Source organism: Methylorubrum sp. POS3 (assembly GCF_043352485.1).
In the GTDB taxonomy this organism is placed as follows: domain Bacteria; phylum Pseudomonadota; class Alphaproteobacteria; order Rhizobiales; family Beijerinckiaceae; genus Methylobacterium; species Methylobacterium suomiense.
Map to the genome: position 1 here is coordinate 4,323,223 of NZ_JAPRBT010000001.1, position 16,605 is coordinate 4,339,827.

The 16,605-nt window shown below is 65.4% G+C and carries 18 protein-coding genes; 15 read left to right on the forward strand and 3 right to left on the reverse strand.

Annotated elements, in window-relative coordinates; translation table 11 throughout:
* Positions 1-18: 18 nt before the first annotated feature.
* Positions 19-948 (forward strand): glutaminase, encoded by a 930-nt coding sequence (locus OWC43_RS19975; RefSeq protein WP_393958003.1) that lies wholly within the window; start codon positions 19-21, stop codon positions 946-948.
* 210 nt (positions 949-1,158) lie between these two features.
* Here the strand turns inward: OWC43_RS19975 and OWC43_RS19980 are convergent, their stop codons facing one another.
* Positions 1,159-2,205 (reverse strand): glutamine synthetase beta-grasp domain-containing protein, encoded by a 1,047-nt coding sequence (locus OWC43_RS19980; RefSeq protein ID WP_393958004.1) that lies wholly within the window; start codon positions 2,203-2,205, stop codon positions 1,159-1,161.
* A gap of 568 nt (positions 2,206-2,773) precedes the next feature.
* Between OWC43_RS19980 and glnA the strand changes: the two genes are divergently transcribed.
* From glnA to OWC43_RS20010, 6 genes are all read left to right on the forward strand, one after another.
* Positions 2,774-4,183: a type I glutamate--ammonia ligase gene (glnA, locus tag OWC43_RS19985; protein WP_137828877.1), complete on the forward strand. Its 1,410-nt coding sequence runs from the start codon at positions 2,774-2,776 to the stop codon at positions 4,181-4,183.
* A gap of 365 nt (positions 4,184-4,548) precedes the next feature.
* Positions 4,549-6,486, forward strand: coding sequence for a putative bifunctional diguanylate cyclase/phosphodiesterase (locus OWC43_RS19990; protein ID WP_393958005.1), 1,938 nt, complete (start codon positions 4,549-4,551; stop codon positions 6,484-6,486).
* A 57-nt stretch (positions 6,487-6,543) separates the two neighbouring features.
* On the forward strand, positions 6,544-7,122 hold the full coding sequence (locus OWC43_RS19995; protein ID WP_393958006.1) for an NADPH-dependent FMN reductase: 579 nt from the start codon (positions 6,544-6,546) through the stop codon (positions 7,120-7,122).
* Between the two features lie 53 nt (positions 7,123-7,175).
* Positions 7,176-7,514 (forward strand): hypothetical protein, encoded by a 339-nt coding sequence (locus OWC43_RS20000; RefSeq protein WP_393958007.1) that lies wholly within the window; start codon positions 7,176-7,178, stop codon positions 7,512-7,514.
* An 86-nt stretch (positions 7,515-7,600) separates the two neighbouring features.
* The gene (locus OWC43_RS20005; RefSeq protein ID WP_171015446.1) at positions 7,601-7,738 is read left to right on the forward strand and encodes a hypothetical protein; all 138 of its coding nucleotides are present in this window, start codon (positions 7,601-7,603) and stop codon (positions 7,736-7,738) included.
* Between the two features lie 187 nt (positions 7,739-7,925).
* On the forward strand, positions 7,926-8,132 hold the full coding sequence (locus OWC43_RS20010; protein WP_393958008.1) for a hypothetical protein: 207 nt from the start codon (positions 7,926-7,928) through the stop codon (positions 8,130-8,132).
* Positions 8,133-8,147: 15 nt separating this feature from the next.
* Here OWC43_RS20010 and OWC43_RS20015 read toward each other — a convergent pair whose 3' ends face one another.
* Positions 8,148-8,453, reverse strand: coding sequence for a hypothetical protein (locus OWC43_RS20015; protein ID WP_393958009.1), 306 nt, complete (start codon positions 8,451-8,453; stop codon positions 8,148-8,150).
* 296 nt (positions 8,454-8,749) lie between these two features.
* Between OWC43_RS20015 and pstS the strand changes: the two genes are divergently transcribed.
* The 6 genes from pstS to phoB all read left to right on the forward strand — a co-directional run bounded on the left by pstS (position 8,750) and on the right by phoB (position 14,300).
* On the forward strand, positions 8,750-9,793 hold the full coding sequence (gene pstS, locus OWC43_RS20020) for a phosphate ABC transporter substrate-binding protein PstS (protein WP_137828882.1): 1,044 nt from the start codon (positions 8,750-8,752) through the stop codon (positions 9,791-9,793).
* Between the two features lie 98 nt (positions 9,794-9,891).
* Positions 9,892-10,869 (forward strand): phosphate ABC transporter permease subunit PstC, encoded by a 978-nt coding sequence (gene pstC / locus OWC43_RS20025; protein ID WP_393958010.1) that lies wholly within the window; start codon positions 9,892-9,894, stop codon positions 10,867-10,869.
* 40 nt (positions 10,870-10,909) lie between these two features.
* A complete protein-coding gene (gene pstA / locus OWC43_RS20030; protein WP_393958011.1) occupies positions 10,910-11,803 on the forward strand; it encodes a phosphate ABC transporter permease PstA in 894 nt (297 codons plus the stop codon).
* Positions 11,804-11,851: 48 nt separating this feature from the next.
* On the forward strand, positions 11,852-12,667 hold the full coding sequence (pstB, locus tag OWC43_RS20035) for a phosphate ABC transporter ATP-binding protein PstB (protein ID WP_137828885.1): 816 nt from the start codon (positions 11,852-11,854) through the stop codon (positions 12,665-12,667).
* Between the two features lie 65 nt (positions 12,668-12,732).
* Positions 12,733-13,446 (forward strand): phosphate signaling complex protein PhoU, encoded by a 714-nt coding sequence (gene phoU, locus OWC43_RS20040; RefSeq protein WP_393958012.1) that lies wholly within the window; start codon positions 12,733-12,735, stop codon positions 13,444-13,446.
* A gap of 149 nt (positions 13,447-13,595) precedes the next feature.
* Positions 13,596-14,300 (forward strand): phosphate regulon transcriptional regulator PhoB, encoded by a 705-nt coding sequence (gene phoB / locus OWC43_RS20045; RefSeq protein WP_393958601.1) that lies wholly within the window; start codon positions 13,596-13,598, stop codon positions 14,298-14,300.
* Between the two features lie 154 nt (positions 14,301-14,454).
* On the opposite strand, the gene OWC43_RS20050 is transcribed toward phoB, so the two are convergent.
* Complete coding sequence (locus OWC43_RS20050; RefSeq protein WP_393958602.1) at positions 14,455-14,853, reverse strand: MAPEG family protein; 399 nt, start codon at positions 14,851-14,853, stop codon at positions 14,455-14,457.
* 243 nt (positions 14,854-15,096) lie between these two features.
* Between OWC43_RS20050 and OWC43_RS20055 the strand changes: the two genes are divergently transcribed.
* Together OWC43_RS20055 and OWC43_RS20060 are read left to right on the forward strand one after the other, a co-directional pair.
* Positions 15,097-15,996, forward strand: a complete 900-nt coding sequence (locus OWC43_RS20055; RefSeq protein ID WP_393958013.1) for a ParA family protein — start codon at positions 15,097-15,099, stop codon at positions 15,994-15,996.
* On the forward strand, positions 15,986-16,525 hold the full coding sequence (locus tag OWC43_RS20060) for a hypothetical protein (RefSeq protein WP_393958014.1): 540 nt from the start codon (positions 15,986-15,988) through the stop codon (positions 16,523-16,525). The genes OWC43_RS20055 and OWC43_RS20060 overlap by 11 nt, the downstream gene beginning before the upstream one ends.
* Positions 16,526-16,605 lie beyond the last annotated feature (80 nt).

Genomic DNA, 16,605 nt, shown 5'->3' on the forward strand with positions numbered 1-16,605 from the left:
GGCGACGCGAGCAAGTTTGTGCCCGATCTCGACCTCATCGTGAAAGAGATCGCCGACGAGATGCGGGCCCGGCCCGATCGCGGCGAAGTCGCCAGCTATATCCCCGAATTGGCAGGGGTCGATCCCCGGGCTTTCGGCCTCGTCGTGATCGACGGAGCGGGGCGCGTCGCGGCGGGCGGCGAGGCCGATACGCCCTTCTCGATCCAGAGCATTTCCAAAGTCTTCACCTTGACCCTGGCGCTCGGCATGGTCGGCGACCGGCTATGGCGCAAGGTTGGCCGCGAGCCCTCGGGCAGCCCCTTCAATTCCATCGTCCAGTTGGAGCGCGAGCAGGGCATCCCGCGCAATCCCTTCATCAACGCGGGCGCCATCGCGGTGACCGATGTGATCCTGTCGGGGCACCAGCCGCGGGAGGCGCTCGGCGAGATCCTGCGCTTCCTGCAGTTCCTGGCGCAGGATTCCAGCATCACCATCGACGAGACGGTGGCGGCTTCGGAGAAGCGCACCGGGTTCCGCAACGCGGCGCTCGCCAACTACATGCGCTCGTTCGGCGTGATCGAGAACCCGGTGGACTACACGCTGGGCGTCTATTTCCACCACTGTGCCATCGCCATGACATGCCGTCAGCTCGCCACCGCCGGGCTGTTTCTGGCCTATTCCGGGCGCAATCCGCTCTCCGGCCATTCGGTAATCTCGGCAGAGCGGGCGCGTCGCATCAACGCGATCATGCTGACCTGCGGGCATTACGACGGCTCGGGCGATTTTGCTTATCGCGTCGGCCTTCCGGGCAAGAGCGGGGTCGGCGGCGGCATCCTGGCGGTGGCGCCGGGGAAAGCCTCGATCTGCGTGTGGTCGCCGGGGCTGGACGCTGCCGGCAACTCGCATCTCGGGCGCATCGCCCTGGAGATGCTGGTGAAACGGACCGGCTGGTCGATTTTCGGTACCTGAAGCCGAGGCGCCGTACTCCTCAGGGCCATGGCGTTGAGCGACCGTCTCAACGAGCGTTCGGTGAAGTCGCGCGGCTCTCGAGAAACTCGCCCAGGTGTCCCGCAAGGCGCAGCTATCGACGGGTGAGGAAAGCGACCGACCCAAAAAAGAACCGCCCCCGTCTGGTGACGGGAGCGGCTGTTGCACACGGTCAATCGACCTCGGAGATCCTTAGGCGACGGCCTTCGCGGCGGCTTCGCCCGGGAGCGGAACCTCGGTGATCGTCTTCAGGACCTGGCTGGCGATCTGGTAGGGGTCGCCCATGGAGTTCGGGCGGCGATCCTCAAGGTAGCCCTTGTAGCCGTTGTTGACGAAGGAGTGGGGCACGCGCACCGAGGCGCCGCGATCGGCCACGCCGTAGGAGAACTTGTTCCACGGGGCGGTCTCGTGCTTGCCGGTCAGCCGCATATGGTTGTCCGGGCCGTAGACGGCGATGTGGTCGTCGAGATTCTTCTCGAACTGGGCCATCAAGGCCTCGAAGTACTCCTTGCCGCCGGTCTCGCGCATGAACGTCGTCGAGAAATTGCAGTGCATGCCCGAGCCGTTCCAGTCGGTGTCGCCGAGCGGCTTGCAGTGGTACTCGATGTCGATCTCGTAGGTCTCGCACAGGCGCTGCAGCAGGTAGCGGGCCATCCACATCTCATCGGCGGCCTTCTTGGAGCCTTTGCCGAAAATCTGGAATTCCCACTGTCCCTTGGCCACTTCGGCGTTGATGCCCTCGTGGTTGATACCGGCGGCCAGGCACAGGTCGAGATGCTCTTCGACGATCTTGCGGGCAACCGGACCGACATTCGAGGAGCCGACGCCGCAGTAATAGGGGCCCTGCGGGGCGGGGTAACCGGACTCAGGGAAGCCGAGCGGGCGGCCGTTCTTGTAGAGGAAGTACTCCTGCTCGAAGCCGAACCACGCACCGGCATCGTCCAGCACGGTGGCGCGCTTGTTCGACGGGTGCGGAGTCTTGCCGTCGGGCATCATGACTTCGCACAGCACGAGCACGCCGTTGGTGCGGGCCGGATCGACGAAGTGGCGGATCGGCTTGAGCACACAATCCGACGACGAGCCCTCGGCCTGCAGGGTCGAGCTGCCGTCGAAGCCCCAGAGCGGGAGCTGCTCAAGGCTCGGGAAGCTGTCGAACTCCTTGATCTGCGTCTTGCCGCGCAGGTTCGGAACCGGGGTGTACCCGTCGAGCCAAATGTACTCGAGCTTATACTTTGTCATTTCGAGTCTCTCGTTCCTGATCGACGAATTCCGTCTGACGCAGCCCCTCAAGGTCCGGCGCCCTGTCCGCCTTCCCCTCCGGTCCGTATCGTCGCCTCCGGCGGATATCCCTGCCGTCATGCGGGGGCCGATACGCCGGCGGGCACGGCTTTCGCCCAACCCTCGAAGCGTCGGGCCCATACCGATCGCTTCGGCCAGCCCTCTAGCATGCGGCGTGCCAAACTGCCCACAAACGCGCCATGTCTTCCCGCAAAAATCCGCCGCGGTTTTGAGGAGCCGCCCGGAGGCCGTTTGACCCGTCAGACACCCGCTTCGGCGGAGATTTTTGTCTCAGGATGGCTGGCAACCGTGGGGCACGGGCAGTATCGTCCGCGCCCGTCGGCCGGATCGACCCGGGGGCGCGAGGAGGATGTCCGCTTCAGGATCCGTGCCACGCCGAAGGCGCGCGGGCCTCTGAGGCGAACGCCCTCCCCCCTCCATCGATCCGACGGACCGGCCGGGATCAGCCCCGGCCCCGGACGGCATTCTGCGCCGCTCCGCTTTTGAGACGACCGAGGAGACGCTTACGATGAAAACGGCCGCTGATGTGCTGAAGGCCATCAAGGACAACGACGTGAAATACGTCGATTTCCGGTTCACCGACCCCCGTGGGAAGTGGCAGCACGTGACCTTCGACGTCTCCCTCGTCGATGAGGAGATCTTCACCGACGGCACGATGTTCGACGGCTCCTCGATCGCCGGCTGGAAGGCGATCAACGAGTCCGACATGCTGCTGATGCCCGATCCCGTGACGGCCTGCATGGACCCGTTCTTCTCGGCCTCGACCATGTCGATCGTCTGCGACGTGCTCGAGCCCTCCACCGGCGAGCCCTATTCCCGCGATCCGCGCAGCACCGCCAAGCTCGCCGAGGCCTATCTGCGCTCGACCGGGATCGGCGACGACATCTTCGTCGGCCCCGAGGCCGAGTTCTTCGTGTTCGACGATGTGAAGTTCGGCGCCGACCCGTACCATACCGGCTTCCAGCTCGATTCCACCGAGCTGCCGACCAACGGCTTCACCGATTACGAGGGCGGCAACCTCGGCCACCGGGTCCAGACCAAGGGCGGCTACTTCCCCGTTCCGCCGCAGGATTCGGCCCAGGACATGCGCGGCGAGATGCTGGCCGCCATGCAGTCGATGGGCGTGAAGGTCGAGAAGCACCACCATGAGGTGGCCTCGGCCCAGCACGAGCTCGGTATGAAGTTCGACCGGCTGACGCTGCTCGCCGACCACATGCAGATCTATAAGTACTGCATCCACAACGTCGCCCAGAGCTACGGCAAGAGCGCGACCTTCATGCCCAAGCCCGTCTACGGCGACAACGGCTCCGGCATGCACGTCCACCAGTCGATCTGGAAGAACGGCAAGCCGCTCTTCGCCGGCGACAAGTATGCCGATCTGAGCCAGGAATGCCTGTGGTACATCGGCGGCATCATCAAGCACGCCAAGGCGCTGAACGCCTTCACCAACCCGTCCACCAATTCCTACAAGCGCCTGGTCCCGGGCTACGAGGCGCCGGTTCTGCTCGCCTACTCGGCCCGCAACCGCTCGGCCTCGTGCCGTATCCCGTGGACGACGAACCCGAAGGCCAAGCGCGTCGAGGTCCGCTTCCCCGACCCGATGGCCAATCCCTACCTCGCCTTCTCCGCCCTGCTGATGGCCGGCATCGACGGCATCATCAACAAGATCGATCCGGGTCCGGCGATGGACAAGGACCTGTACGATCTGCCGCCGCGCGAGCTGAAGAAGATCCCGACCGTCTGCGGCTCGCTCCGCGAGGCGCTGCAGAATCTCGACCGGGACCGCGCCTTCCTCAAGGCCGGCGGGGTGTTCTCGGACGATCAGATCGATTCGTTCATTGAGCTGAAGATGACCGAGGTGCTGCGCTACGAGATGACCCCGCATCCGATCGAGTTCGTGCAGTACTACTCCCTCTGAGCGAGGGCTGAGCGGGCCGATTTTTCGGCCCGCCTTTCCTCTCCCACCACCCTACCGCAGCGCCGGTGCCTCGTACAAGGTGCCGGCGTTTCGGTTTTCAGGCCGACCTTGAAGTCCGGCTGTGGTGGTGTCGGCACCAACTTTCCGCCGATGCGAGGGCCTATTGTTCTTCTGGAAAATCCCTTTGCCGACCCAGATCAGTTTAGCTGCCGATGCTCGTAACGGATGTGACCTGCCGCTCTTGAAGCCGACGTGATCATCCTCGGGAAACTGCGGTTCAAACCGATCGTGGGGGAACGAGGTCTCTAATTTTTAACAGATGATAGTTTTTATCGAGCCTCCGACGCGTTGAGGGCGAGGCGACCATGACGATCCCGGGGCTCCGGCACCTCCTGGGCCTCTACGACATCCGCCAGAACGACCCGGTTCTGGCGGAGGCGCAGTTCCGGGCCTTCGCCCGACAGGTTCTGATTCTCTACGCGGTCCTCAGCTTCAACCTCGTCGGGCTGGCCTTTGCCCATTACGGGCAGGCGCCCTTCTGGTCGATCGTCGGGCCGCCCGCGGTCCTCATCACGGTGATCGTGATCAGTGCGGCGGTTTGGGTGCACATGTCGCGACGGCCCCCTCAGGGAGAGGAGGCCTTCGCCAGCCTCCGTATCGTAAACTTTTTCGCCTTCCTGCTTGCCTTATGCATTGCCGTCTGGGCGACGACCTTATTCGGCCGGGGTAGTCCGGCGGACGACATCCATATCCTCTTCTTCCTCGGCATTACGGTGATGTTCTGCATGCAGTGCCTCTCGCAACTGCGCAGTGCGTCTTATATTCTTGCGACGGTCGCTCTCCCCTATTGTGTTTATTATATCAGTATCGGCGAACCGTTGGTCAAGATGACGGTCGTGAACTACGTTGTGGTGCTGTTAGGCTCCTTGGTCATGCACCAATTCGCCTATCGCGATTTCTGTGATCTGGTGAGTCTCACGGAAGAAAACGGCCGCCTCGCCCTTACCGACCCTTTGACCGGTCTACCGAACCGTCGTTCCTTCGTCGCGCGACTCGAAGAAACCGTGGAGACCGCCCTGGCGAAGGGCGGGCGTTTCGGCGTCGGCGTCATCGATCTCGATGGGTTCAAGCCAGTCAATGACAGCCTCGGCCACGGCGCAGGGGACGCGGTGCTGCGCGAAGTCGCCCGGCGGCTTGAATCGGTCGGTCTCGGCTGGCCGGCCCGTCTCGGTGGTGACGAGTTCGGGCTGATCGTCGAGGACGGAATTGATCTGGATGAAATCGGACGTCGGATCTGCGCAGATCTCGGGAGACCCTATCATCTGCGGGAAGGACAGGCGCAGATCGGCGCCTCTATCGGGTTCGCGGTGTTCCCTGACGCGGCGACGCGGGCGGAGACGCTCGTGGACCGGGCGGATTTCGCCCTCTATCACGCCAAGGCGCGTCGCCGGGGCTCGTCCACCTGCTTTGCGCCCGAGCACGAGGCGGAGTTGCGCCGTCATGCCGATGTCGAGCAGGCGCTGCGACGGGCTGACCTGGCCGCCGAGTTTCACCTGCTCTATCAACCGATCATCGACGTCGCGGACGGACGCGTCGAGGCCTACGAGGCGCTGGCCCGCTGGAACAGTCCGATCCTCGGCTCGGTCTCGCCCGCTGATTTCATCCCCGTGGCCGAGCGCAGCGGCCTGATCCGGGACTTGACCCGCATACTGCTCACCAAAGCCTTGGAGACGATGCGGGGCTGGCCGGTCGAGCGTCGGTTGTCGTTTAACCTCTCGGCCCACGACATTGCAGGCCCCGAGGGTGTCGATGCATTGACCACCCTGGTCGTGGCGAGTGGGATCGATCCGAGCCGGATCGTCTTCGAGGTCACCGAGAGCGGCCTGATGCGCGATCTCGTCGATGCCCGGCGGGCCTTGACCTCGCTCAAGGCACTCGGCGTTCGCATCGCCCTCGACGATTTCGGCACCGGATATTCGAGCTTGAGCTATCTCCAGCGTCTGCCGGTGGATCGGCTCAAGATCGATCGCAGCTTCATCTCCCGCTGCACCGAGGACGAGACGTCCCTTAACATCATCCGCTCAATTCTCGACCTCTGCCGCCACCTTGCGCTCGACTGCGTCGTGGAAGGGATCGAGACCATCGAGCAGAAACGACTGCTGCGATCGGTCGGCTGCCGATCGATGCAGGGATACTTGTTCCAACGACCCATGCCGGCGGAGGCGATCGCCGCGTTCGATGCCGCTTCCGGTCCGGGAATGATCAAGCATCAGGGGCGAGAGGGGCAGCCGGCAGCAGCCTGACGGCGACGGTCCGACTCGTATAGTCTCCGGGCTCGTTGCGAAAACCGAGGCCCGACCATGTCCCTGACGATCCCCGTGATTCTCGGCTCGGTGCGGGCGGACCGCAACGGTCTGCGCGCCGCCCGCTTCCTCGTCGCGCAGATCGAGGCACGCGGCCATACGGCGCCGCTGGTCGACCCGGCCGAACTCGACCTCCCGCTCCTCGATCGCATGTACAAGGAATACCCGAAGGGCGAAGCGCCCGAGACTCTCGAGCGGCTGGCTGCTCTCTATCGGAGTTCCGACGCCTTCATCGTCGTCTCAGCCGAGTACAATCATTCGATCCCACCGGCTCTCTCCAACACGCTCGACCACTTCTTGGAGGAGTATTACTGGCGGCCTTCCGCCATCTGCAGCTACTCCGCGGGTCAATATGGAGGCGTGCGTGCGGCGATGCAGTTGCGCGCGATGATGGCGGAACTCGGCGCCCCGAGCATCCCGTCGCTGTTGCCGATCCCGCGCGTGCACAAGGCACTGACAGAGACCGGGGAGCCTGCGGAGGAGTGGTTGCCCAAGGCTGCTCGCAAGTTCCTCGATGAACTCACCTGGTACGCCGAGGCGTTGCGGGCGAAGCGCGCGACCGGAACGCCTTACTGATCCCTTGGCATTGCCTTTGCCCCCTATGGGCGATGCTTGAGCACGAGGGACGGATGAACGAGAGCGTGAATCGGGTCAGGGATGTCCTGGCCGCGTTGATCAAGGCGGCCCTGATCTCGGATGATCACGAAGGGCTCCCCTTCCGTGAGGCGGCGCGGACCGGCTTGGCGGAGCTGCGCGAGGATCCTCCGAATCCGGCCGAACTCCGCATGGACGGCGCCTGGACCCTCGCGATCCAAATGGCGGAGTCGCCGGAGCTTCAACCCTTGGAAGGGCGGGTCAATCTCACCCTGCCGCGTCAATCCCTCTTCACCCTCGACGAGCTGCTGTCGCCCGGTTTCGACCGGGACGCAGCGATCGAGCAGATCCGCAAATCGGCTTCCACGGGATGAACGCCGCAAGGGCACCGAGCGTCATGGGCTGAAACCGAAAGGCGCCCTCGGCGATTGTTGGCCAAGGCAGAAGTAAGGAGCCGATCTTGTCCGCCAACGATTTCCCCCACCGCGTCGGTCATGACGTAAACAGTGTCGATCAAGTCAGCAGCGTGGTCCTGCTCGGAATCGCTGTCGCCGGCGGCATCGCCGCAGTCCTGCTCGATCTGCTCCTGATCGGCTGACCAAATCTCATCCTTCGTCGCGTTCGACGGAACGCGACGGGGATTCAATTCGTCGCTCCGGCGGTCGGAATTCTCGATCGGACCTGGAATGTTAAACCCTTGTTAACCATCTTGCGGCAGGTTTCATTCTCGGTTGCAGATCCGCATCTCTGCGGTGACGGAACATTCATCATCGCTTCGGTCCTCCATGGCACATCTTGCGACGGACTATGCCGCCGAGACCCTCACACAAGCGTCCATGCCGGGCCTGAGCGACGAGACGCGGGACCGTCTCGGTCACGCGCTCCGTGAGGCTTACGTCGATACCTGCGAATCGCGGCCCATCACCGACGTACAAGTCGAATTGCTGCTCCGGCTTCGTCAGAAGGAACGGGATCGCCGCCGCGGCGTGTGATCGCCGAACTGGGCGCTACTGCCAGCGCCGCGCCAGCGGCTGGCTGCGCCGGATCTCCGCGGCGCGGATCAGGGTCATCACCCGGTCGAGGTCCTTCAGCAGGGCCGCCTCGTTGTGGCGGGCTACCTCCACATCGTCCGCCTCACCGAATCGCTGAGTCTGCTGGGCCAGGGTAAGGGCGCGTTCGAGCGCATCACGCTCGCTGTGCAGCGCGCGATAGACCGCCTCCTGCGGATCGAGCGCCTCGGTCGTATCCTCGGTCTGCGGGTCGCCTGGCGTCGGATCGCCCGGGCGATCGTTTCTGCGGGATGGCTCCGCCACGCTGTCGTCCTCCTGCGGTGTCGGTCCCTGCGCAGCCCACCCGACCGGAACCGGGCCGGAGCGCCCCGACTTCCCTCAACGCCCGAAAGCCGCCAAGCGGTCCCATCCGCAGCGAAATTCGGCGAAGGCATGGGAGTGGCCGGCGCTGTCATGTCCCCGTCATGTGGCCGTCATAGAGGCGGCGCGTCGGCTGGCTAAGGCTGTTCCGTCGTGGCGGGAGGCCGGTTCTTGACGGGTGGGGACGCCCGGGATCGCCCTCCGCCGCCGGCAGCGCCCGACCCGTTACGGAGATGCTTGTGAAACCCTTCGCTTACGCCCTGGCCGTCGGCCTCGCCGCCGCTCAGCTCGCGACCTCGGCGCTCGCCGCCGACATCACCGGCGCCGGTGCCACCTTCCCCTTCCCGGTCTATTCGAAATGGGCCGAGGCCTACCGCAAGGACAGCGGAACGGGCCTGAACTATCAGTCGATCGGCTCCGGCGGCGGCATCAAGCAAATCCAGGCCAAGACCGTCGATTTCGGCGCCACCGACGCTCCGCTCAAGCCCGCTCAGCTCGAAAAAGACGGTCTCGTCCAGTTCCCGACCGTCATGGGCGGTGTGGTCACCGTGGTGAACATCGCCGGCCTCGAGCCCGGCAAGCTGAAGCTGACCGGCGAGATCGTCGCCGACATCTACGCTGGCAAGATCCAGAAGTGGTCGGACCCGAAGATCGCCAAGCTGAATGAAGGCCTCAAGCTGCCCGAGGCCAACATCACCCCGATCTACCGCTCCGACGCCTCCGGCACGACCAACATCTTCACCACCTACCTTTCGGGTGTCTCGGAGAGCTGGAAGAAGGAATTCGGCGCCGCCACCACGATCAGCTGGCCGGTCGGCCAGGGCGGCAAGGGCAACGAGGGCGTGACCGCCACCGTCAAGCAGGTGCCGAACGCGATCGGTTACGTCGAGTCGGCCTATGCCAAGCAGAACAAGCTGGCCTACGCCCTGATCCAGAACAAGGCCGGCAAGTTCCCGCAGCCCGACGACAAGGCTTTCCAGGCCGCCGCCGCCAGCGCCGACTGGAAGTCGACCCCCGGCTTCGGCATCGCCCTGACCAACCAGGCCGGCGACGACGCGTGGCCAATCACGGCCGCGACCTTCATCCTGGTCTACCGTGAGCCCGCTGATCCGGCCAAGTCCGCCGACGTGCTCAAGTTCTTCGACTGGGCCTACAAGAACGGCGACAAGCTCGCGACCGAGCTCGATTACGTGCCGCTCCCCGACAACGTCGTCGGCCTGATCCACGAAGAGTGGAAGACCATCAAGGGCAAGGACGGCAAGCCGGTCTTCGGCAGCATGTGAGGCGTCACCGGGGCCCCTTTCCGAGGGGCCCTTTTCGCGCCGGCTCGCCTCGCGCCCACGAGCGCGCTACACGCCACGCACTCGATGAGCATTCGCGGATGACCGCCTTGACCCAATCCGTCGCCCTGGCCCGCGAGAGCGGCGTGGCCCCCCGCACTGCCCCGAGCAAGACCGGGGACCGGCTCTTTCAGGGGCTGTCCTACGCCTCGGCGCTGCTGGTGTTGCTGGTGCTCGCGGGCATCCTCGGCTCCATCATCTACGGCGCGTGGCCGGCCTTCGCGGAATTCGGCTTCGGCTTCCTCACCTCGTCGGCCTGGAACATCGGCACCGAGCAGTTCGGGGCGCTGCCCGCGATCATCGGCACCGTGGCCGCGGCCCTGCTCGCCCTCGTCATCGGCGTGCCGATCTCCTTCGGAATCGCGATCTACCTCACGCAGCTCTGCCCCGGCTGGGCGCGCAAGCCCGTCGCCATGACGATCGAGCTCCTCGCCTCGGTGCCGAGCATCATCTACGGCATGTGGGGCCTGTTCGTGTTCGCCCCGCTCTTCGCCCGCTTCGTGCAGGTTCCGGTGTCGAACCTCGTCGAGGGCATGCCGATCGTCGGCACCATCCTCTACGCCCGCATCCCCTCCGGCGTCGGCGTGCTGACCGCGGGCATCATCCTCGCCATCATGATCGTGCCCTTCGTGGCCTCGATCACCCGTGACATGCTCGATCAGATCCCGACCGTGCTGCGCGAGAGCGCCTACGGGATCGGTTGCACCACCTGGGAGGTCGTCCGGCACGTCCTCGTGCCGCAGGCCTCCGTATCGATCATCGGCGCGATCATGCTCGGCCTCGGCCGCGCGCTCGGCGAAACCATGGCGGTCACCTTCGTGATCGGCAACGCCAACCGCCTCTCCGCCTCGATCTTCGATCCCGGCTCCACCATCGCCTCGCGCATCGCCAACGAGTTCAACGAGGCCGACGGTCTCCAGCTCTCCTCGCTGATGGCGCTCGGCTGCCTGCTCTTCATCATCACCTTCTTCGTGCTGATCATTGCGCGCCTGCTGGTGCGGCGCGCGAAGGTCGCCTGAACCGATATCGCCTGAGCCTCAAGCGGGACGAGCGCCGACCATGGACGCCACCAACCCCATCACCGCGGCCGGCCGGACGCCCGCCGTCAGCCGCGTGCGCTCGAGCCGCCGGGTTGCCGACCGGATCCTGATCGTGGCCAGCACCCTCGCCACCCTGCTCGGCATCGTCGTGCTCGGCTCGATCCTGCTGATGCTGATCGTCGAGGGTGTGAAGGGTTTCACCCCGACCCTCCTCACCGCGCCGACCCCCGGCCCCGGCTCGGAAGGCGGCGGCATCGCCAACGCCATCCTCGGCAGCCTCGTGATGACCTTCATCGGCATCGTCATCGCCACGCCGATCGGATTGATGGCCGGGACGTTCCTGGCCGAGTACGGCAAGACCTCGAAGATCGCCGACGTCATCCGCTTCCTCAACGACGTGCTGCTCTCGGCACCGTCGATCCTGATTGGCCTGTTCGTCTACACCCTGATGGTGCGGCCGATGGGGACCTATTCCGGCTGGGCCGGCGCGGTGGCGCTCGCCATCATCGCCGTCCCGGTCATCGTCCGTACCACCGAGGATATGCTGCGCCTCGTGCCGGGTCCGATGCGGGAGGCCGGTGCGGCACTCGGTGCCCCCCGCTCCCTGGTGATCCGGGCGATCACCTGGCGGGCGGCCTCCGCGGGCATCGTCACCGGCATCATCCTGGCGCTTGCCCGCATCGCCGGCGAGACCGCCCCGCTGCTCTTCACCGCGCTCAACAACAATTCGTGGTTCAACGCCAATCTGCTCGGCGGCGTGCCGAACCTGCCGGTCATGATCTATCAGTTCGCCCTCTCGCCCTACCCGAACTGGCAGAGCCTTGCCTGGGCCGGGGCGCTGCTCATCACCGTCACCATCCTGGCCCTCTCCGTGACGGCCCGCTTCGTGATCAAGGAACAGCGGCAGCGCTGACCGTCGCGCGGCCTCAGTCCCGACCTCCTACCCCACGAGAGACCTCCGATGAGCGCCTCCCCCGCGATCCGCAGCCAGCTCGACGGCCGCAACCCGGCCGATCACGCCGCGGCGGTCCGCATCGCCGTCAAGGACCTGAACTTCTATTACGGCCAATTCCACGGCCTGAAGAACATCAACCTCGACTTCCGCGACCGGCAGGTCACCGCGCTGATCGGCCCCTCGGGCTGCGGAAAGTCGACGCTGCTGCGCACCTTCAACCGGATCTACAGCCTCTATCCAGAGCAGCGCGCAGAGGGTCAGATCCTGCTCGACGGGCAGAACGTCCTCGACCCCAAGATCGATCTCAACGAGCTGCGCTCGCGGGTCGGAATGGTCTTCCAGAAGCCGACGCCCTTCCCCATGTCGATCTACGACAATGTCGCGTTCGGCCTTCGGCTCTACGAGAAGCTGCCGAAGGCGGAACTCGACCAGCGCGTCGAGCAGTCGCTTCGGAAGGCCGCGCTGTGGGACGAGGTGAAGGACAAGCTCAAGCAGTCCGGCATGGGCCTTTCGGGCGGTCAGCAGCAGCGCCTCTGCATCGCCCGCACCGTGGCCCAGCGTCCGGAGGTCATCCTGTTCGACGAGCCGACCTCGGCCCTCGATCCGATCTCGACGGGCCGCATCGAGGAGCTGATCGAGCAATTGCGGTCCGAGTTCACGATCGTCATCGTGACGCACAACATGCAGCAGGCCGCGCGCATCTCACAGTTCACCGCCTTCATGTATCTCGGCGAGCTGATCGAGTTCGACGCGACCTCGAAGATCTTCATGAACCCGGCCAAGCGCCAGACGCAGGACTACATCACCGGCCGCTTCGGCTGACCGGCCCGCCCGCGCAACCCATCGACCAGGCGACGGGCGGCAACGCCCGACCGGAGAGTCCGAAGATGTCCGAACATATCGTCTCGTCCTACGACAACGACCTCGAAAACCTGCGCCGTTCCATCGCCGAGATGGGGGGCGTGGCCGAGAAGATGCTCTCGGAGGCCACGGAGGCGCTGGTGCGCCGGGATACCGCCCTCGCCCAGGCGGTGATCGCCGCCGACAAGCGCCTCGACGTGTTGCAGCGCGAGATCGAGGAGCGTTCGGTGCTGCTGATCGCCCGGCGCCAGCCCCTGGCCATCGACCTGCGCGAGACCATCTCCGGCATCCGCGTCGCCGCCGATCTGGAGCGGATCGGCGATCTCGCCAAGAACATCGCCAAGCGCGTCGTCGCGATCAGCGATCAGGCCCAGCCGCAGAAGATCGTGCTCGGCGTTCAGCACATGAGCGACCTCGTGCAGGAACAGCTCAAAGACGTCCTCGATGCCTATTCGAGCCGAGACACGACCGCCGCGCACGACGTGTGGGAGCGCGACGGTGCCATCGACGCGCTCTACAACTCGTTGTTCCGCGAACTCCTGACCTACATGATGGAGGATCCGCGCAACATCTCGTTCTGCACGCATCTGCTGTTCTGCGCCAAGAATGTCGAGCGCATCGGCGACCACACCACCAACGTCGCCGAAACCATCCATTATCTTGCCACCGGCGAGGCCCCCGCCGGTGAGCGACCCAAGAACGACGCGTCGAACTACGCGACGGTCGTGCCGGGCGCCTGAACCCGCGACCGGTTGGAATGTAGAATGAAGCAAGAATCGTCTTCGCAGGGCATGACCCTGCGGCGGGACTGGATTCCCGCGCGCCGCTCCGGCACCGTCACGGTGACGGACAAAGCCCGAGGCGACGCATGCGAATGGGTAGACGGGCGATGACGAGCGCGCGCATCCTGATCGTCGAGGACGAGGAATCACTGACCACGCTGCTGCGCTACAACCTCGAAGCCGAAGGTTTCGTGGTGGATGTCGCGAGCCGCGGCGAGGAGGCCGATCTTCGCCTGCACGAGACCACCCCCGATCTCGTGCTGCTCGATTGGATGGTGCCCGGCCTGTCGGGGATCGAGCTGTGCCGGCGTATCCGTGCCCGCCGCGAGACCGAACGGCTCCCGGTCATCATGCTCACGGCCCGCGGCGAGGAGGCCGACCGGGTGCGCGGCCTGTCGACCGGAGCCGACGATTACGTGGTCAAGCCGTTCTCTGTGCCGGAACTGCTCGCCCGGGTGCGCGCGCTCCTGCGCCGTTCCAAGCCCACCCACGTCGCCGACATGCTGACCGCCGGTGATATCGAGCTCGACCGGGTGAGCCATCGCATCCGCCGCCAGGGTCGCGAGATCCATCTCGGGCCGACCGAGTTCAAGCTGCTCGAATATCTCATGCAGAGCCCCGGCCGGGTCTTCTCGCGGGAGCAATTGCTCGACGGCGTGTGGGGCCACGACGTCTATATCGACGAGCGCACCGTCGACGTGCATGTCGGCCGCCTGCGCAAGGCGATCAACCGTCCGCGCCAGAGCGATCCGATTCGGACCGTGCGCGGGTCCGGCTACTCGTTCGACGAGATGTTCGCTGTCGCCGAGTAGGCCGGGTCGTCAGCCGTTCCTCTTTGGCCGTGGGCCAGCGATGGTCTGATCGCCACGCGTGGCTCAATTACAACGGTTCAGCTACCGCCGGGGTGCGTGACGAATATAGCAGGCTCGATCAGCCCAGCATGGCAGGGCCGAGACCGGGGGACGCTCAGGCGGTCCGCAGCAACAGCAGTATCGAAGCGATCGTCATGACCGCGAGCGTTGCCAGGATGCCGACGCCGCGGCAGGCGAACTGGCGCGGCGTGTTCGCGGCGGCGAACATGCCGATCGGGTGCAGGATTCGGGCGATCACCAGCACGATCAGGAGGCCGCGTACCCAACCCTGCGCGCCCCCACCCGCCTCGTAGAGGGCGATCAGCAGAAGGGTAATCGGCACGTATTCCATGAAATTGGCGTGGGAGCGGATGCGCCGCTGCAGGCTGTCCTGTCCACCATCGCCGAACAGCACATTACCCGTCAGCCGTCCACCGATCACCCAGCCGGACATCCCGGCATAGATCAGGCCGAGCAGGCCGGCATAGAAGGCGGTGGTGGCCGGAAAGATCACAGGCATCGGTCTCCGTCGCGATTCGGCCAAGGTGCCGATCACGGCACCAATCGGCACCGGTCTCAGTGGTTCCCCCCCACATACGCACGTCAACGTGTTGATCCGTGCCGGTCGCGGGGGGATGCCGCTGTGGATTGATCGAGATCGGTCGGGCTCTGCATCGCTTCGTGAAGACGAAGGCTGACATATGTCTGTCTTGCCTTGCGCCGATGTCGGCACCGAGAAACGTGGGAGGGCGCGTTCGTGAGCGGCAAGCTGATCGCGGTCGCCAACATGAAGGGCGGCGTCGGCAAGACGACGACGGTCGTGATGCTGGCCGAGGCGCTTGCCGCCGACGGGGCCCGGGTTCTCGTGGTCGATCTCGATCCGCAAGCCTCCGTCTCGGTCTGTCTCGCGGGCGACGACCTGCTGGCGCAGATGATCGGCCGCGGGCGGACGCTCGAGGCTTATCTCGCCCTCAAGCTCATTACCCGGCACAAGCCCGATCTGCGCGCCCGCATCCAGCCCGGCGTCAGCCTGACCATGCACAAGAACCGGCCGCTGGAACTCGCGCTCTTGCCCTCCGGTCCGCATCTGCGACTGGTCGAGCGGGAGATCCTGTACGAGCTGACCGAGCGGAAGTTCTCGATGCACGACATCGAGGCTCGGCTTTGGACGCTGTTCCAGGACGAGTTCGCGCCGCTGGTTCAGGATTACGATTACGTACTCTTCGATTGTGCGCCCGGCATCTCGCCGATGACCGAGGTCGCGGTGCGCGCCGCCGACCTCGTCCTCGTCACATCGATCCCCGATTTCCTCTCGACTTACGGCCTGAACGCCTTCGTGGAAACGATCTGGCGGCGGAGCGGACGCCAGGGCAGCCATATCCGCCCCAAGAGCGAGCCATATGTGCTCGTCACCCGCTATCAGGCGCAGGTGCGCCAGCATCAGCAGACGCTCGCGCGGCTCGTCGCCGAGGCGGCGGCGGCGGATGCAGGCTTCCGCCTGCTGGAGACCCGCATACCCCAGGCTGCGGCACTCGCCGATGCCCTTGTCCCGGTCGGCGGGACGCCGCCGACCTTCTCGGCCAAGTACGGCGCGCATGTGCCGAACGTATTGATCCCCCTCGTCGCGGAAGTGAAGGACATCCTCCATGGCGCTTGATGTCGACGGATACGCGGTGTTGCAGGCCATGGCCTCGGCACCGGAAGCCTTCCCCGACATCCGCGCCGAGGTGCCGAAGGCCGCCCGTTCCCTCGTGATGCGTCAGCTCAAGGCCCGAACCCTGAAGGTCCCGGCACTTCGCCTCATCCGGGACGTGATCGGTATGGAAGCCTTCGCCCTGATCGCCGACGGCCTGACCGATGCGGAGGTGAAGGCGGTGGTCACCCGCCTCGATCCCCATCATCCGACTTTGAAAGAGGCAACGCCCGGCTGGCACCGTCGTCGCCTCGCCGCGCTCGCGGCCGGGGAGGCACCGCTGCGCCGCGGCGAGACCGCTCCACCCGAGTCCGCCTCACCCCCGGCCCCGCCACCCAGGGCCCTCGTCAGCCGCCCCTTCGCGGCGACGTGGGACGGGGTGGATCACGATGCGCCGGTCAAGACGAAGGATGCCGCCGGGGACACGAAGATTGAGGGCAAGAAGGAACGGAAGGACGGCGCCAAGAAGAAGAACAAGAAGAAGAAGGCATGAGGGATGGCGGCGCCGAAGCCCCAGGCACGCTGTTCGGGAGAGCCTCAGCGGACAAACGGCGCTGACCTTGCCATCGACGG